General features: G+C 60.9%; 11 protein-coding genes. 9 read left to right on the top strand and 2 right to left on the bottom strand.

Annotation, left to right across the window (positions count from 1 at the left end):
- Positions 1-45 precede the first annotated feature (45 nt).
- The 8 genes from lptF to BPRO_RS28595 all read left to right on the top strand — a co-directional run bounded on the left by lptF (position 46) and on the right by BPRO_RS28595 (position 7,005).
- Entirely contained in the window at positions 46-1,176 is a 1,131-nt protein-coding gene (lptF, locus tag BPRO_RS11955) for an LPS export ABC transporter permease LptF (protein WP_011483324.1), read from the top strand.
- Positions 1,173-2,318 carry an LPS export ABC transporter permease LptG gene (gene lptG / locus BPRO_RS11950; protein WP_011483323.1) on the top strand — a complete coding sequence of 382 codons (1,146 nt, stop codon included), beginning with the start codon at positions 1,173-1,175 and terminating at the stop codon, positions 2,316-2,318. Before lptF ends, lptG begins: the two co-directional genes overlap by 4 nt.
- A gap of 31 nt (positions 2,319-2,349) precedes the next feature.
- Positions 2,350-2,733 carry a sirohydrochlorin chelatase gene (locus tag BPRO_RS11945; RefSeq protein ID WP_011483322.1) on the top strand — a complete coding sequence of 128 codons (384 nt, stop codon included), beginning with the start codon at positions 2,350-2,352 and terminating at the stop codon, positions 2,731-2,733.
- A gap of 92 nt (positions 2,734-2,825) precedes the next feature.
- Entirely contained in the window at positions 2,826-3,770 is a 945-nt protein-coding gene (locus BPRO_RS11940; protein ID WP_011483321.1) for a CysB family HTH-type transcriptional regulator, read from the top strand.
- Between the two features lie 109 nt (positions 3,771-3,879).
- Positions 3,880-5,055, top strand: a complete 1,176-nt coding sequence (locus BPRO_RS11935; protein ID WP_011483320.1) for a pyridoxal phosphate-dependent aminotransferase — start codon at positions 3,880-3,882, stop codon at positions 5,053-5,055.
- Positions 5,056-5,453: 398 nt separating this feature from the next.
- Positions 5,454-6,497 carry an NrtA/SsuA/CpmA family ABC transporter substrate-binding protein gene (locus tag BPRO_RS11930; RefSeq protein WP_011483319.1) on the top strand — a complete coding sequence of 348 codons (1,044 nt, stop codon included), beginning with the start codon at positions 5,454-5,456 and terminating at the stop codon, positions 6,495-6,497.
- Complete coding sequence (locus BPRO_RS11925; RefSeq protein ID WP_157045787.1) at positions 6,494-6,757, top strand: hypothetical protein; 264 nt, start codon at positions 6,494-6,496, stop codon at positions 6,755-6,757. The genes BPRO_RS11930 and BPRO_RS11925 overlap by 4 nt, the downstream gene beginning before the upstream one ends.
- 89 nt (positions 6,758-6,846) lie before the next feature.
- Positions 6,847-7,005 carry a DUF3309 family protein gene (locus BPRO_RS28595; protein ID WP_011483318.1) on the top strand — a complete coding sequence of 53 codons (159 nt, stop codon included), beginning with the start codon at positions 6,847-6,849 and terminating at the stop codon, positions 7,003-7,005.
- Positions 7,006-7,175: 170 nt separating this feature from the next.
- Here BPRO_RS28595 and BPRO_RS11920 read toward each other — a convergent pair whose 3' ends face one another.
- On the bottom strand, positions 7,176-11,324 hold the full coding sequence (locus tag BPRO_RS11920; protein ID WP_049764236.1) for a DUF3418 domain-containing protein: 4,149 nt from the start codon (positions 11,322-11,324) through the stop codon (positions 7,176-7,178).
- Positions 11,325-11,475: 151 nt separating this feature from the next.
- A complete protein-coding gene (locus BPRO_RS11915; protein WP_041388777.1) occupies positions 11,476-12,696 on the bottom strand; it encodes a diguanylate cyclase domain-containing protein in 1,221 nt (406 codons plus the stop codon).
- Positions 12,697-12,991: 295 nt separating this feature from the next.
- On the opposite strand from BPRO_RS11915, the gene argA reads away from it, so the two are divergent.
- On the top strand, positions 12,992-14,341 hold the full coding sequence (gene argA, locus BPRO_RS11910) for an amino-acid N-acetyltransferase (RefSeq protein ID WP_011483315.1): 1,350 nt from the start codon (positions 12,992-12,994) through the stop codon (positions 14,339-14,341).
- Positions 14,342-14,400 lie beyond the last annotated feature (59 nt).

Genomic DNA, 14,400 nt, shown 5'->3' with positions numbered 1-14,400 from the left:
GCAAATAAAACAACAATAAAGCATAGCTACGGCAATTAGTCAGTCATGTTATTCCAATCTTCGATTCGCAAAGAGTTAGCCCGCAGCTTTGGCGCAACGCTAGTCGTGCTGGTCACCATCGTGATGACCATCGTGCTGATCCGCACCCTCGGCCAGGCCTCGCGCGGCTCCATCAGTCCCCAGGATGTGATGCTCTTCATGGCCTACTCGGCCCTGGGCCGCCTGCCGACCATCCTGACGCTGTCGCTCTTCATTGCCATGGTCAGTACCTTGTCACGCATGTACCGCGACAGTGAAATGGTGGTCTGGTTCACCAGCGGCCAGGGCCTGGGAGGCTTCCTCAAGCCGCTCTTTCGCTTTGCCTGGCCGGTTCTGCTGGTCATTGCGCTGATGGCGCTTTTTGTCTGGCCATGGGCCAACCAGCAGACCAAGGACATGCAAAACCGCTACGCCCAGCGCGGCGACCTGAACCGGGTCGCCCCGGGCCAGTTCCAGGAGTCATCCAGCGGTAACCGGGTATTTTTCATTGATCGGGATTTAGCAAGCGAGCAAAGCAGCAGCAACGTTTTTATTGCTGCGACCGAAAAAGGAAAAAGCTCCGTCACCACGGCACGTTCCGGCCGTATCGAGACCCGGGGCGACGCCCAGTTCCTGATGCTCGAAAAAGGCCAGCGGCTTGAAAACGTGGTGGGGCAGGCGGCCCTGAAGATCAGCGATTTTGAAGAGTACGGCACCCGGACGGGCGACTCCGCCTACCTTGGCGAACGCACACCCGAAGCCAAGCTCCTGTCCACACGCTCGCTGATCAAGGAGCCTACGCGCAGCAACCTGGGTGAGCTGGCATGGCGATTAGGTCTGGCCATGGCCGCAGTCAATTTCGTGATTTTGGCGGTCGCACTGGCAAGCGTGAACCCGCGCGGCGGGCGCAGCGGCAACATGATTTTTGTGCTGCTGACGTTTGTCGTCTACAACAACCTGGTGAATCTGGGGCAAAGCTGGATTTTTGTGGGCCTGATCAGTTTCACCAACTTCCTGGTGGTGCTGCATGGCGGTGTGCTGCTGCTGGGGCTGCTGTGGCTGTCCAAACGGCATTTCAATTGGGTGCTCCGGCCGGCCCGGCGCGTCGTGCGCCGCCCCTTGGGCGTGCGCGACACTGACTTTGGAAGCAGCTCATGAGGACCATACGCCGGCTGATTTATGGGGAAGTGCTCACCGCCATTGCGCTGGTTGCGCTCGGGTTTCTGGCCCTGTTTTTCTTTTTTGACCTCGTCGATGAGTTGCAATACCTCGGCAAAAACAATGGCCTGAGCGCCGCTGCCGATATCTACCAGATTCGCCACGCGCTGCTGTATGTGGCCCTGCTGATTCCCAATCACCTCTACGAGCTCCTGCCGATTTCCGTATTGATCGGCACCATTTTTGTCATGGCGCGGCTGGCCCAGAGCTCCGAGTACACGATTCTGCGCACCAGCGGACTAGGGCCGTGGCGGGCACTGCGGCTGCTTCTGGTCTTGGGTGCCGCTTTTGTGACCCTCAGTTTTGCCGTGGGCGACTACGTGGCCCCCACCAGCGAGCGGGCGGCGCAATTGCTCAAAGCCCGCTATCAAAGCAAAATCACCGTCGGCCAGACCGGCGCCTGGCTCAAGGAGAAACAGCCCTACAACAGCTATGTCGTCAACGTCAAAGAGCTGACGCCCAACAACGAAATGAAGGGCGTGCAGATTTTCGAATTCGACAACAAGGGCCTGATTGTCTCGACCACCCAGGCCCCCGTGGCCCAATTCACCGGAGGCGACGCCTGGATGCTCAAGCAGGCTAGCCGCGCAGAATTTGACGTTCCCGCCAGCCCTGCCGATATCAGCAAACCGCAGAACGGCGCGAGGGTCAGCCGGACGACCCTTCAGACCTTTCGCTGGCCCACCGAGATCAGCGCGGAGATGGTGTCGGTGGCGCTGCTCAAGCCCGAGCGCATGAGCACCCTGGACCTTTTCAACTACGTCCGCCATCTCAACGCCAACGGCCAGACGGCCCAGCGCTATGAAATTGAATTCTGGAAAAAGGTGTTTTATCCGCTTAGCTGCCTGGTGATGGTGATGCTGGCGCTACCTTTTGCCTACCTGCATTTCCGTTCCGGCGGTATCGCCAGCTATGTTTTTGCGGGCGTTATGATTGGCATCAGCTTCTTTCTGCTCAACAACGTGTTCGGCTACATCGGCAACCTGCGCAACTGGCAGCCCTGGCTGGCCGCTGCAACACCCGGGCTGATGTACATGGCCGTTTCACTGGGGGCGTTTGGCTGGCTGGTCCTGCGGCGCTGACGGGCCGGCGCACACTCACCGCAAGACAAACATGACTCCTTCCAACCCCACGCCGGCAGGCACAGGCATTGTCCTGTTTGCGCATGGCTCGCGTGACCCCCACTGGCGGGCCCCCATTGAGGCCGTCGCCGCGGAGATCCGCTCGCGCCAGCCCGGCACACCCGTACGCTGTGCCTACCTCGAGCTGAGTGCGCCGTCACTGCCCGAAGCTGCTACTGATTTGATAGCTGAAGGCGTTCAAAGAATAAGGGTATTTCCGCTTTTTCTTGGTGTTGGTAAACATGCACGCGAGGATTTTCCCTTGCTTGTCGAGCAAATCAGGGCCGCGCATCCCGGCGTGGCGGTTGAACTTCTGCCGACTGCCGGTGAATACCAGCAGCTCACCACCCTGATGGCCGACATCGCCCTGTCCTGACCTTCTTCAGGCGACGAAAAATCAGCGCGTGCAACCATCAATTCATTAGTACAAACGGGCATAATAAAGTCAATAATTAGCCTGAATTTGATATGAACCTTCACCAATTCCGATTCGTTCAAGAGGCCATACGGCGCAACCTGAACCTCACCGAAACCGCTCGCGCCCTGCACACGTCGCAGCCCGGGGTGTCCAAGGCCATCATCGAACTCGAAGAAGAACTCGGGGTGGAGATTTTTGCGCGCCATGGCAAGCGGCTCAAACGCGTGACCGAACCCGGCGAGCATGTGCTCAAAAGCATAGAACTCATCATGCGCGAGGTGGGTAACCTGCGGCGTATCGGTGAGCAGTTTTCGGCGCAGGACAGTGGAACGCTGTCGATCGCCACCACGCACACCCAGGCCCGCTACGTGCTGCCGCAACCGGTGGCGAAGCTGCGCGAAGCTTTCCCCAAGGTCAACGTCAGCCTGCACCAGGGCTCACCCGACCAGGTGGCCCGCATGGTCATCGACGAGGTCGCCGAAATCGGCATCGCCACCGAATCACTGACCCAGTACGAAGAACTGGTGACCCTGCCTTGCTACGAATGGCAGCACATGCTCGTGATGCCTGTCGACCATCCGCTGGCCAAAAAGGATGACATCACGCTGGAGGATCTGGCGCAGGAACCGCTGATCACCTACCACCCATCCTTTACCGGGCGCACCAAGGTTGACCACGCGTTTGCGGCCAAACGCCTGCAACCGCGCATTGCCCTGGAAGCCATTGACTCTGATGTGATCAAGACCTATGTGCGCCTGGGGCTGGGCGTGGGGATTGTGGCCGAGATGGCACTCATGGATGACGGCACCAACAGCGACCTCGTGGCCAAGCCGGCCGGCATGTTGTTTGGCATGAACGTGGCCCGCGTCGCTTTCAAGCGCAGCGCCTACCTGCGCAATTTCGTTTATAAATTTGCCGAGCTGCTCAGCGACAAGCTGGACCGCGCCCTTATCACCAAGGCCATGGCAGGCCGCATCAACGACTATGAGATTTGATCCACCCCCGAACCGACCTGCGGCCGTTTCCCCCTCAAGGGGGCGCCGCTAGCGGCCCGGCGAAGCCGGTTCCGCGGCGGCCGCTTGAAAAAACCCTCACTTTGCAGACATGACCACTATCCTCGAACGCACCCCCAAACTGGAAACCAAGCTGCCCGCCGTCGGCACCACGATCTTCACGGTGATGTCCACCCTGGCGGCCGAAAAAGGCGCCGTCAACCTCGGCCAGGGCTTTCCCGACTTTGAATGCGACCCGCAGCTGGTCAATGCCGTCACGGACGCCATGACAAAAGGCTTGAACCAGTATCCGCCCATGACGGGCGTTCCGGTGCTGCGCGAGGCCATCTCCGCCAAAGTGGCCAAACTGTATGGCCATCGCTACAACGCCAACACCGAGATCACCATCACCGCCGGTGCCACACAAGCCATCATCACGGTCATTCTGGCCGTGGTGCACCCCGGCGATGAAGTGATCGTGCTGGAACCCTGCTACGACAGCTATGTGCCCAATATCGAGCTGGCCGGCGGCAAGGTGGTGCGCGTGCCTTTGACGCCCGGCACCTTCCGCCCCGACTTTGACAAGATTGCGGCGGCCATCACGCCCCAAACCCGCGCCATCATCATCAACTCGCCGCACAACCCGAGTGCCACGGTCTGGACGCAGGCCGACATGCTCAAGCTGCAAGACATCCTCGCCCCCACCGACGTGCTGCTGATCAGCGACGAGGTCTATGAGCACATGGTGTTTGACGCGGCCAAAGGTTGCATGCACCAAAGCGCCAGCCTGTTTCCGGGCCTGGCGGCACGCGCCTTCATCGTCAGCAGCTTCGGCAAAACCTACCATGTGACCGGCTGGAAGGTCGGCTACGTTGCAGCGCCTGCCGCTTTGACCGCCGAGTTCCGCAAGGTGCACCAGTTCAATGTGTTCACTGTCAACACGCCCGTGCAGTACGGCCTAGCCGCCTACATGGCCGACCCCAAGCCTTACCTGGACCTGCCTGCGTTCTACGAGCGCAAGCGCGACCTCTTTCGCGCCGGGCTGGCCAAAACCCGCTTCAAGCTGCTGCCCAGCGAAGGCACGTATTTCCAGTGCGTGGACATTTCAGAGGTCAGCGACCTCAACGAAGCTGACTTTTGCCAATGGCTCACCACCGAGATCGGCGTGGCTGCGATTCCGCTGTCGGCCTTCTACGGCAACGGGTTCGATCAGCGCGTGGTGCGCTTTTGCTTTGCGAAGAAGGATGAGACGCTGCACTCGGCATTGGGGCGGCTGGCGAAGTTGTGAGCAAAGGGCCAACCCGAACGGAGATGCCGGCCCTTAAACATCATGTGAAAGAGCGGCCGGCGTATTCGGAAACTTGCTCACTTGCCAGACCGCTTCGGAACCAAACATTGTCGCTGTTTCGGTTTCGGCGTTGCATGAGGAAAAAATCTTGACGACAAAACTGCGATTGCTTGTCTAGGCTTGTTGAAAGAGTTAGAGTCGGGCGCAAGCTTTTTTTGCCTTGGAAACTTGCTTACCCGTACTGAGGCTCAGTCTTCATTTATTTTTCGTTCTATTGAAGGCCTTAGCGCATCGACAACCAGTTCCTTGAGTTTCGGCAACTTTGTCCTCCTGTAGTGCTTGCTGCGGTACCCTTGTTCACGACAGCGAGCACTCTGACGGCTTGAAGGAGATTCACGATGACAAGAAAGTCGGAGAGACACTTCAGCGGCAAAACCTCCCTGCCCGCGGTCGCGGGCTTGCTCATTGCGGTAGCGTTACTGGCCGGAGGCTATGGATGGATGACCCGCACGTCGCCAGCATCTCAGGCAGAACCGCCGGAACAGGTAACCATCGCGACAAATACCGCCTATGTTGGAAGCTGTCCGGTCATCGTGGCTCGAGAAAAAGGTTATTTCGCGAGCGAGGGAATACTTGCCGTTGTTCAACCTCACTCTAGCGGCAAGGCTGCCATGGAAGCGGTCTTGCAAGGACAGGCCAATTTGGCGACCGTTGCCGACATTCCTGTCATGTTCGCCGGCATGAACGATCAGCCTGTATCTGTCATCGCAACAATATTCAAGGCGGAGAAAGATCATGGAATTGTCGGGCGAAGGGACAGGGGTGTCGTGACGCCCGGGAACCTCAAGGGAAAACGCATAGGCGTTACGCTGAGCACTTCAGGGCACTTCACTCTCCATGCTTTCCTCAGCCGGCACAGGTTGTCGTCAGATGGAGTGACGGTGCGCAACTATAAGCCGGAGGATCTTCCCACAGCGCTCGCGCAAGGCGATGTTGACGCCATTGCGACGTGGGAACCGTTTCTGGATACGTCGTTGACGGTGCTCGGCGGCAACGGCGTGATTCACTACAGTCAGGGCATTTACGAAAGCCTGTACAACGTTGCCGGAATGCGGACCTATGTCGTCAGCCAGCCGGAGACCATCAAGAAAGTCCTGCGCGCGTTGGTCAAGGGTGCGCGATTTTGCAGCGACGCGCCCGATGCGGCACGCGAACTGATTGCCGCGGGTATGCTGGATGCGACGAAGTTGAAAGCGTCGTGGCCGTCGTACCGGTTCAACATGGCCCTGGACCAGGGCTTGATACTGGCCCTGGAGGACGAGGCACGGTGGGCAATCAGGAACAAGCTGACAAGCAGGACTGAAATGCCGAATTATCTCAATTACATTTACCTTGATGGCTTGAAGGCAGTGATGCCATCAGCGGTGACGATTATTCATTGAAGCGACTCGCTTGCGCGTCCGGGTTGAGTTTCGAGTCAAGCACCTTTTGGAGTCGTGACTTCGGTCCATGTGGCCCTCACAACGCCAACCTGGCGATCACCGTCACGGCGGGCGCCATGCAGGCCATCATCACCGCCAGCGACGCGGCGATTCCGTCGGCTATTTATGGCAACGGCTTTGGCCAGCGCGCGGTGCGCTTTTGCTTTGCGAAAAAAGACGACACCTTGCACGCTGCGCTGGAGCGCCTGGCCAAACTGTAGGCGCCTCCTGACGGTTGAACGGGCCTCCTTCCTGCTTGATTTCGCCCTGCCCCGGGCAAGAATCAAGGCATATAACAAGGAGCCTTTCCATGTCTCTCTCCCTCATACTGCTCATTGTCCTCATCCTGATCCTGGTTGGGGCCCTGCCCACCTGGGGCCACAGTCGAAGCTGGGGTTACGCTCCCAGCGGTGGCGTGGGCCTCGTGGTGCTCATCCTGGTCATTCTGCTGCTGATGGGTCGCATCTAGCCAGCACACCACCAAGAACAAAAAAGACCCGGCAGCTGATCACCTGCCGGGTCTTCTTTTGACAGCTCAATCCACTGGTAACTCTCATCAACTATTGATCTGCGCCCACGCCTTGTAGTTACGGCATGACAAGCCGTCGGCCGTTGTTAGCCTTCACTGAGTAGCTGACATCAACCATTCAGTTGCTGCCAGGCCTTGTCCAGCCGTTTCACGCTCACCGGTTGTGGCGTGCGCAGCTCCTGTGCGAAGAAGCTCACGCGCAACTCCTCCAGCAGCCAGCGAAACTCCTGCATGCGTGCATCGGTAGCGCCTTTGCGCTCGGCCACCAGGCGCCAGTAGCGCTGCTCCTGCGGGCGCAACTCGGCCAGCCGCGCTGCGTCACGTGCCGGGTCGGCTCGCCATTTCTCCAGGCGCAACGTGATCGCCTTCAGGTAGCGAACAAAGTGCTGCAGCTGCGGGTAGGGTGTGGTGGTCAAAAAGCGTTTGGGCATCAGGCGCTGCAGCTGCTGGCTGGCATCGGCCACAGCCTCCGCCGCATTTTTGGTGTCCTTGATCTTGCGCTGGGCCACGGCGTATTCGGTCAGAATGCCGGCCGCCAGCCGTGCCACTTCGCTGGCGATCAAGGTCAGGCGCCCTCGCCCGTCGTCCACCCGTCGCTTGAAATCAGCCTCGCCCGTCGGCAAGGGATCGAGCAAAAACGCCCGGTCCAGCGCCACCTCGATGATTTGCGCACGCAGCTCCTCCAGCGTTCCGCCGCCGGAGTTGTCGGCGGCACGCCCGACCAGCATGTAGGCCGTGGCCATTTTCTGCAAATCGGGCAGGTTCTTTTCGAGGTACTTGAGTGCGTCCTTGATCTGCAGCGAGAACAGGCGCCGCAAGCCGGCGCGGTGTTTGACCGCGGCCAGGTCGGGTTCGTCAAACACCTCGATGGTCACGGCATCCCCAAGGTCGATGAGGGCCGGAAAACCGATCAATGTCTGGCTTCCCTTGCGGATTTCCATAAGTTCCGGCAGCTCGCCAAAGCTCCAGCTGGTGTAGCGCTCCGCCACTTTGACGGGATGGCTCTCGGATTGGGTACTTCCTTTGGCTACATTTTTGATAGCCGCTTGCCCAGTAGGCACTTGAGCTGAAGGTCGATCTGATTCTTCATTGGGCGCTGAAGCAGCAGGCCTGGCCAGATTCTTGAGCCCGGCCAGCGCCTGAAACGCGCCGCGCGCCTGCGGGCCCAACTCACCTTTGAGCGCGCCCAGGTTGCGGCCTGCGCCCAGTTGCCGGCCATGCTCGTCAATGACCCGGAAGTTCATGAAAAGATGGGCGGGCAGCATGTCCAGCTTCATGTCTGCGCGCTTGATGTCGAGCGAGGTCGCGTCGCGCACCAGCTTCAGGATCGCATCCGTGAGCGATCCACTGCCAAACACTTCGGGCTGCAGCAGCTGCCCCGCCATGCGCGCAGCGGTCTCGGGCAGCGGCACCAGACGTGAGCGCGGGCGCTGGTGCAGGGTCTTGATGAGCGCCTGCACCTTGTCCTTGAGCATGCCGGGAACCAGCCACTCGCAGCGCTCTTCATTGACCTGGTTGAGCGCAAACAGCGGTACGTCTACCGTCACGCCGTCTTTGGGGTCACCCGGCTCATGCAGATAAGTGACCATGCAGTCCACACCGCCCAGACGCAGGGTTTTGGGAAAGGCCTGTGTCGTGATGCCTGCCGCTTCGTGGCGCATCAACTCCTCTCGCGTGAGCAGCAACAGTTTGGGTTGCTTTTTGACCTCGTCCTTGTACCAGCTCTCGCAGCTCGCGCCGCTGCACACGTCGGCAGGCAGCTGCTGGTCATAAAAAGCGTAAATCAGCTCTTCGTCCACCAGCACGTCCTGCCGGCGCGCCTTGTGCTCCAGGTCCTGCACTTGCTGGACCAGCCTGAGGTTGGCCGCCAGGAAGGTCAACTTTGTGTCCCAGTTGCCCGCGACCAGCGCTTCGCGGATGAAAATTTCACGCGCCGACACCGGGTCAACGCGGCCAAAATTGACCCGCCGGCCGTTGTAAACCACCAGTCCGTAAAGCGTCGCACGCTCCAGCGCGGTCACCTGTGCAGCCTTCTTTTCCCAGTGCGGGTCCAGCAGCTGCTTCTTCAAGAGATGGCCGGCCACCTGCTCTATCCACTGCGGCTCGATGTTGGCGATGCCGCGGCCAAACAGCCGCGTGGTTTCCACCAGTTCGGCCGCCACAATCCAGCGGCCCGGTTTTTTACTGAGCTTGGCGCCGGGGTGCCGATAAAACCGGATGCCGCGCGCGCCCAGGTACCAGTCTTCCTCGTCGCTCTTGCACCCAATGTTGCCCAGCAGGCCGCAGAGCATGGACAAATGCAGCTGCTCGTAACTGGCGGGCCGCTCATTCAGGTGCCAGCCCTGTTCACCCACCACGCTGTGCAGTTGCGAATGAATGTCGCGCCACTCGCGCACGCGGCGGACGTTGACGTAGTTTTCGCGGAGCAGGGTTTCGTACTGGCGGTTGGAAATTTTGTGGACCGGGGAGCCCTCACCCCTGCCCTCTCCCAGGGGGAGAGGGAGTAATTCGGTTTTACCCCCTCGCCCTTTGGGAGAGGGTTGGGGTGAGGGCCTGCCTCCCCGCGAATCACCCAGCCATTTCCAGAGCTTCAAATAACCGCTGAATTCGCTTTTCTCGTCGTCAAACTTGGCGTGCGCCTGGTCGGCCTGTGCCTGCCTGTCCATGGGCCGGTCGCGCACATCCTGCACGCTCAGGGCACTGGCAATTACCAGCACTTCGTCCAGCGCCTGCCGGTCCTTCGCCTCCAGGATCATGCGGCCCACGCGCGGATCCAGCGGCAGCTTGGCCAGCGTGCGGCCCACCGGCGTCAGTTCGTTGTCATCGTCCACGGCACCCAGTTCGGCCAGCAACTGGTAACCGTCGGCTATGGCGCGTCGCTGCGGCGGCTCGATGAAGGCAAAGTCTTCCACCGCGCCCAGGTGCAGCGCCTTCATGCGCAAAATCACCGCCGCCAGTGAACTGCGCAGGATTTCAGGGTCGGTAAAGCGGGACCGGCCCACAAAATCCTGCTCATCGTAGAGACGTATGCAAATGCCGTCCGCCACCCGGCCGCAACGCCCGGCGCGCTGGTTGGCCGCCGCCTGCGACACCGGCTCCACCATGAGTTGCTCCACCTTGCTCCTGAAACTGTAGCGCTTGACGCGCGCCGTGCCTGCGTCAATGACGTACCGGATACCCGGAACCGTGAGCGAGGTCTCCGCAACGTTGGTGGCCAGCACAATGCGCCGGCCGGTGTGTCCGTCAAAAATCCGGTCCTGCTCGGCCTGGCTCAGGCGCGCAAACAGCGGCAGCACTTCGGCGTTGCGGGTCAGTGGCTGGTGGGCAAGATGCTTGCGCAAATGGTCGGCAGCTTCGCGGATCTCGCGCTCGCCCGGCAGAAACACCAGGATGTCGCCCGCGCTGTGCGGGTTTTGCCAGAGTTCATCAACGCCGTCGGCGATCGCGTCGTTCAAGTCATAGTCACGCGACTCCTCAAAGGGCCGGTAGCGCTGCTCGACCGGAAACATCCGGCCGGACACCATGATGACGGGCGCGGGAATCTTTGGCCCCCACGCTCCGCGCTGCGCGTCGTCGCGAGGCCTTGCAGGCCGCGGCTCGCGAGACGCGTCGCCTCTGTCGCCTGTCCAATCCTGCTCAAGCTGGCTTGGAGCCACAGGCTCCAGCCCCTCAGGGGCTGCGCCCGGCTTGGGGCGGCCCGGCGCCGGCGCGCTTGACGCGAAATAGTCAGCAAAACGCTGCGCATCAATGGTGGCCGAGGTGATGATCACCTTCAGGTCGGGCCGGCGCGGCAGCAGCTGGCGCAAATAGCCCAGCAAAAAATCGATGTTCAGGCTGCGCTCGTGCGCCTCGTCAATGATGAGGGTGTCGTAGGCCCTGAGCAGCGGATCGGTCTGCGTCTCGGCCAGCAGGATGCCGTCGGTCATCAGCTTGACTGACGCATCACGGCTCAGCCGGTCCTGAAAGCGCACCTTGTAACCCACCACCTCGCCCAGTGGTGTTTTCAGCTCTTCGGCAATCCGCTTGGCCACGCTGGAGGCAGCGATGCGGCGCGGCTGGGTGTGGCCGATCAGTTTTCCCTGGCCCGCCGGGTAATTGAGCTTGCCCCGGCCCATGGCCAGTGCGATCTTGGGCAGCTGGGTGGTTTTGCCCGAGCCGGTTTCGCCGCAAACGATGATCACCTGGTGCGCCTGAAGCGCAGCGGTGATGTCATCGCGCTTGCCGGAGACCGGCAGCGACTCGGGAAAGGTAATGGCCAGGGGGATCAAGGAGGGAGACGGGGAAAGCGGCAAGAAAGAGTCAGCAGTCAAAGCTGCCAATTATCGGTGTTCTTGCCAGTGCCGGCGCGTGAGCGCCTTTCGGATGCGCCGTTGCGCAGCAAGGGCGGTCAGCAAATCGTGAGGCGCGCCGTCAGGCCGCGAGAATGGGCATGTCGACAATTTCCCCGCTTTTCTCGTCATACCAGGCGATCCGGCTCGGGTAGCTCCAGGCCGTGCGCGACATACCCCGGCCCATGGCCACCGCGGTTGCTGCGCGCGCATCTGTCTTGGACACCCGCTGCACCCCCACTCCGATCTCTGCGGCCCAAACGGTCTGTTGCTGACCCGGCACGCCGGCGTCCAGGGTGATATTGAGCACCACCGACCGGGACAAGCGCGCCTGAACCATATGCGCCAGATGAATCAGCCGGCCGCTGTCATGGCAATTGCGCATCAAAAGCAAAAACCCATCCTTGCCCAGCCTGCCCATCTCGACATGGGCCGGCACGCTGCGGCGCAAGCGGCCTGCACAGACAAACAGCGCATGGTTCATCGCCGCCAGTCCGTAGAGTTTTTCAAGTACGTACAAGTTGGCGATGGACACCACAATCACGCCCAGCGGAACGGGCTCGTCGCGGTAGTGTTTGAAGGCTGCACCCACCATGTTGCCCGTCTCGCTGTGCGAGCGCATGCGCGTGACCGGGTCATAGCTGGGCCCGTGCGCCATCACCTGGTTGAGTTCGATGAGGTAGGAGTAACGCGTCCACAGTACCGACGCCATTGTGGCCAGGTAAGCCGTTCCGGCGAGAGCGCTCACCGCATGGGCCTGCCAGGGCACATGGGCACGGTCCAGCGCAATCCAGCCGAGCCCGGCAATGGCCAGCAGCATGAAGGTAACGCCCGACACCGCCACCCAGGCGAGCCGGTCGCCGCGCAGCGCGCTGCGGATGCTGAGGATCAACGCCGTCACCCCCAGCAGGCAAGCCATGGTGAGGCTCAAGGCCAGCGCTTGCCGGGGCTCCAGCAACCAGCCGATCACTATGACCGTGGCCGCCAGCGCCAGCAAAGCCTTGATGGTGAGCCACCGGACCTCGGGCTGCCGCAGGAGGCTCAGGAAGGAAAACAGCTGATAGGCCAGCAGCGCAGACACCACGCTGGCAACATGAGCCAGAAATCGTGCCTGCGTGTCGGCATTTTCTATCGGGAGTCCGCCCAGAAAGGCCACCACAAAAAGTGCTGACACGACCGCCGACAAGGCCGCATTGAGCGAAATCCGGCGTAGGGAACGAGTGAAGGCAAAGACCGAACCGGCCAGCATCAAACCTGTCGCCCCGAAATAGCAGCCCCAAAACCCGATGGCGAATTGTTCCATGGGCGTGAACGATACCTGTCCCTTGGCTATAAAGCAATCTGGCGGCAGGAGTCAGTGTGGCGCCGGAGACCACGCGTCCTCCCTTACACTCATTGCACCTTTTTCGTTTTGCCGGCTGGCAAGCCCCACGGAGCACCGCAAGGTGCCAATATCGTGATAAATCTCACGTCTGGACCGGTTGTTTTTGCCGATCTGCATTTGCGCAAACGTTTTTGTCGACCTGCTAGTGGCTTTTACCGAGTTGCTTTTTTTCCAATTGCCTGAACCGATTTCTTACAGTCCCCGAAAGCGCGCCATGTCCACCGTTTTCAATTTCACCTTTGTCCCCTGGTTCCGCTCGGTGGCGCCCTACATCCACACGCACCGCGGCAAGACCTTTGTCGTGGGCATTGCGGGCGAGGCGATTGCCGCCGGCAAGCTGCCGCACATTGCGCAGGACCTGGCCTTGATCCAGAGCATGGGCGTGAAGATAGTGCTGGTGCACGGCTTTCGTCCCCAGGTCAATGAACAGCTCAAGGCCAAAGGCCACGCGGCCAGGTATTCCCACGGCATGCGCATCACCGACGAGGTGGCGCTGGACTGTGCCCAGGAAGCGGCCGGCCAGTTGCGCTATGAAATCGAGGCGGCCTTCAGCCAGGGCCTGCCCAATACGCCCATGGCGGGCTCCACCGTGCGCGTGATTTCAGGCAACTTCCTCACCGCGCGTCCGGTGGGCATCCTGGACGGGGTGGATTTCAAGCACTCCGGCATGGTGCGCAAGGTGGATGTGGCGGGCATCACCCGCACGCTCGATTTCGGCGCCATGGTGCTGTTGTCGCCGTTCGGCTTCTCGCCGACGGGCGAAGCCTTCAACCTGACCATGGAAGAAGTCGCCACCTCGGTGGCGATTGCCATGCAGGCCGACAAACTGATTTTCCTGACCGAGATCCCCGGCATCCGTATCCACCACGACCAGCCCGCCAGCGAAGACAACCCGATAGACACCGAGTTGCCACTGGCCGCCGCCGAAAAGCTGCTGACCACCCTGCCCAATGGCGAGCGGCCAACCGACACCGCGTTTTACCTGCAGCACTGCGTCAAGGCCTGCAAGGCGGGCGTGGAACGCAGCCACATCCTGCCCTTTGCGGTCGACGGCTCCCTGCTGCTCGAAATTTATGTGCACGACGGCATAGGCACCATGGTGGTCGATGAGAAGCTGGAGTCCTTGCGCGAGGCCACCGCCGACGACGTGGGCGGCATCCTGCAGCTGATTGAGCCATTTGAAAAAGACGGCACCCTGGTCAAACGCGGCCGCACGGAAATCGAGCGCGACGCCGACCTGTACACCATCATCGAACACGACGGCGTGATCTTTGGCTGCGCCGCGCTCTACCCCTACCCCGAAGCCAAAACCGCCGAGATGGCCGCGCTCACGGTGTCGCCGCAAAGCCAGGGCCAGGGCGACGGCGAGAAAATCCTCAAACGCATCGAGCAGCGCGCCCGCGCCGCCGGCCTGCAAAGCATTTTTGTGCTGACCACCCGCACCATGCACTGGTTCATCAAGCGCGGTTTTGTGCAGGTCGACCCGGACTGGCTGCCCGAAGCGCGCAAGCGCAAGTACAACTGGGACCGGAAAAGCCAGGTGCTGGTGAAGAAGCTGGGTTGACGCGAGGCCATACGCACTGCCTCCCACAGACAGTCCGTCTGGCTGTCACTTTCACCGCG

The organism is Polaromonas sp. JS666, assembly GCF_000013865.1.
Classification (GTDB): Bacteria; Pseudomonadota; Gammaproteobacteria; order Burkholderiales; family Burkholderiaceae_C; genus Polaromonas.
This window is presented reverse-complemented; position numbering and strand designations above follow the sequence as displayed.